This is a genomic window from Flavobacterium bernardetii (genome assembly GCF_011305415.1).
GTDB classification, from domain to species: domain Bacteria; phylum Bacteroidota; class Bacteroidia; order Flavobacteriales; family Flavobacteriaceae; genus Flavobacterium; species Flavobacterium bernardetii.
The window spans coordinates 1-2,649 of the sequence record NZ_JAANOQ010000028.1; the positions used below are offsets into that span (position 1 = coordinate 1).

The 2,649-nt window shown below is 29.7% G+C and carries 4 protein-coding genes; all 4 read left to right on the forward strand.

Annotation, left to right across the window (positions count from 1 at the left end):
• The first annotated feature begins 120 nt into the window (after positions 1 to 120).
• The 4 genes from G6N05_RS15430 to G6N05_RS15445 all read left to right on the forward strand — a co-directional run bounded on the left by G6N05_RS15430 (position 121) and on the right by G6N05_RS15445 (position 2,551).
• The gene (locus G6N05_RS15430; RefSeq protein WP_166131856.1) at positions 121 to 573 is read left to right on the forward strand and encodes a hypothetical protein; all 453 of its coding nucleotides are present in this window, start codon (positions 121 to 123) and stop codon (positions 571 to 573) included.
• The gene (locus tag G6N05_RS15435) at positions 563 to 943 is read left to right on the forward strand and encodes a hypothetical protein (protein ID WP_205729779.1); all 381 of its coding nucleotides are present in this window, start codon (positions 563 to 565) and stop codon (positions 941 to 943) included. Before G6N05_RS15430 ends, G6N05_RS15435 begins: the two co-directional genes overlap by 11 nt.
• 268 nt (positions 944 to 1,211) lie before the next feature.
• Complete coding sequence (locus G6N05_RS15440) at positions 1,212 to 1,748, forward strand: hypothetical protein (RefSeq protein WP_225875189.1); 537 nt, start codon at positions 1,212 to 1,214, stop codon at positions 1,746 to 1,748.
• A 146-nt stretch (positions 1,749 to 1,894) separates the two neighbouring features.
• Complete coding sequence (locus tag G6N05_RS15445; RefSeq protein WP_166131865.1) at positions 1,895 to 2,551, forward strand: LA_2272 family surface repeat-containing protein; 657 nt, start codon at positions 1,895 to 1,897, stop codon at positions 2,549 to 2,551.
• Positions 2,552 to 2,649: the final 98 nt, after the last annotated feature.

Consider the following 2,649-nt stretch of genomic DNA (forward strand, 5'->3'; position numbering starts at 1 on the left):
AGTAACAGCGTACAACAGCGGTTTTGCGCAAGCCTTGCCAGAAAAAGGCAAGCCCTGCGCAAAGCCGCGGCCCGTTGTGCGACACTTTGGAGCGACAGAAAACGAAAAATCAGAAACTAAATGAATAATAAAAAATACACATTTGAAACTTCAAAAACCGTATTGTTTTGGACAATAATTCCAAACATTTTTTTATTTATATTTTGGAAATTTGATGAAACATTTTCATTCGCACCAACATTAACAATATTTTTTAATTCGATAATTTTACCAATTGCATTAATAATTTCTGTGAAGAATATTAATGAAAAATATAATAAAAATTGGTGGTATTTAAATTACGTTATTTTTACTTTAAGTGTTTTACTATCAATATTCTTTAATTTATTTAATTGGATTTTATCAGTTGAAAAAGAAAATGGATTTTATGGAAGAAACAATATAGATAAAGGAACTTGGATGATAATAAATCTTGAATTAATGATTGGATTTGGAATTCTATGCATTGGCTTGATTTATGACATAATAAAAAGCGTTCCAAAGTCAAATATTAATCTTGAAAATGAAAAATAAATATATTTTAAAACTTGACAAAATACGAATTGGCTATACTGAATTTGAATATGCAGATGTTCCTATGGGAGTTATTCACGGAAAAATAATATTTGAAAATATAAATTCCCCTTTTGAACTATTTCAAACACATTGCACAAAATTTAACGTTGAAATGAATGATAACGATATAAGTTTGAGATTAATTGACACAGTTGTTATACCACAATTAAAAGTTTATACAGAAAATAATGAAGAATTAAAAGGTTGGGGCGGAGCAATAACTGGAATGGATTCAGATGAATTTGAAATTCTGTTTGGTGGAATTACAAGTGAAATAATGCAAAAAGAATTCGGAAGTCATTTTAAAGAATACTATGGGGAAAAATAAAAGCGATCGCACAACAGGCGTTTGGCAAGATTGCGAATTTTGTGGTAAATTCACGTTTATTTCTCGCAAGAAATTTTATCTTTGATAGAAAATAATCGGTTCCGAAGTTCGCAACCTCGCCAAGCGCCGGGACGTTAGCAGAAATCTCAAGGAAAAATCGAAAATTAAGCAAAAGACAAAAATGAATACAAAAATGAATACAAAAATCAAATTATTATTGGCCTTTTTAGTGATATCTAATATCGTATTTGCCCAAAACGTAGTCAAAATGACTAATAACTATGGAAGTGAAAATTCCGAAATTCAAGATATTATTGACTTTGAAAATATTTTCATTGAAAAATTGAATTTTGAAAGCAAAGAATTAAATGGAAAATTTATCACGATAAGTATAGACGAATACAGAAATGGAAAATTAAAACAAACCTCAATATTATTTGATGGTTCTGAAAGTGATTATTTTAAAATTAGTTCGGATAAAGAATCCTTAAAATTCTTTTTTAAAATGAACGATGGTAAGCTAAAAACATATATAAGAGGACAAAAATTCGGAAGTAAAAAATCATTTTTCAAATTATTCGAAGAATCTGAAAAATATGCTTTGAAAGATTTTTTTGGAAGTAAAACAGAATTGAACTTAGATATTAGCAAGAAAAATGCAGTTTTTGCAATTATAACACCAACAATTCATAAGGATGGTTCGGGTTCATATTGTGAAGTTGCACAATCAAATATCGTAGCTGAAAAACTTGGAGAACATTTTAATATTCCACATTATTTCATAATCAACATCGAATTTAAATAAAGAGACTTCTGCTAACAGGCGTTTGGCAAGATTGCGAATTTTGTAGTAAATTCACGTTTATTTCTCGCAAGAAATTTTATCTTTAACAGAAAATAAGCAGTTCCGAAGTTCGCAACCTCGCCAAGCGCCGGAACGTTACCAGTAATATGACAAAAACAACAATAACATTAGCAATTATATTTCTGATTTCAATTAAAACTTTTAGTCAAGATTTTAATGAAAAAACTAAATATTTATTTGGAACTTTTCACACACAAAACACGACTATAAATGGAGTTTCATTTGGAGCTTTTCCTCAATTTAAAAACAAGCAGAGATTTGTAAGAACGAATGGAATTAGGCTTGAAATTCCAGGGATTGGACTTATTGGATTTATGGCAAATGGAAGTTTAATTAGAAAAGAGGAAACTGATGAAATTGTCAATGGTTTAAATATTTCAAGCGGTACAATGGGAAATGTTTCCTTTAATGGAATCACATTGGCTTTAGTTACCCAAAGCGGAACGGAAAATAACGGACTTGCAATTGCTGGCTTGTGGAATGGAATGGACAAATCAAATGGAATTCAAATTGCTGGATTACTTAACGAAGCTACTTTTAGCAATGGAATTCAAATTGCAATATCCAATTCAACTAAATATATGAAAGGACTTCAAATTGGAGGTGTGAATTATGCGAATGAAAAAATGGTTGGACTACAAATCGGAATTTGGAATAAAAGCAGAAACACAAAAGGAATTCAATTAGGTCTATGGAATATTAACGAGAAACGAAAACTGCCAATCATTAATTGGAATTTTTAAAAGTAAATAAAATACTACTGGTAACAGGCGTTTGGCAAGATTGCGAATTTTGTAGTAAATACACGTTTATTTCTCGCAAGAAATTTTATCTTTGATAG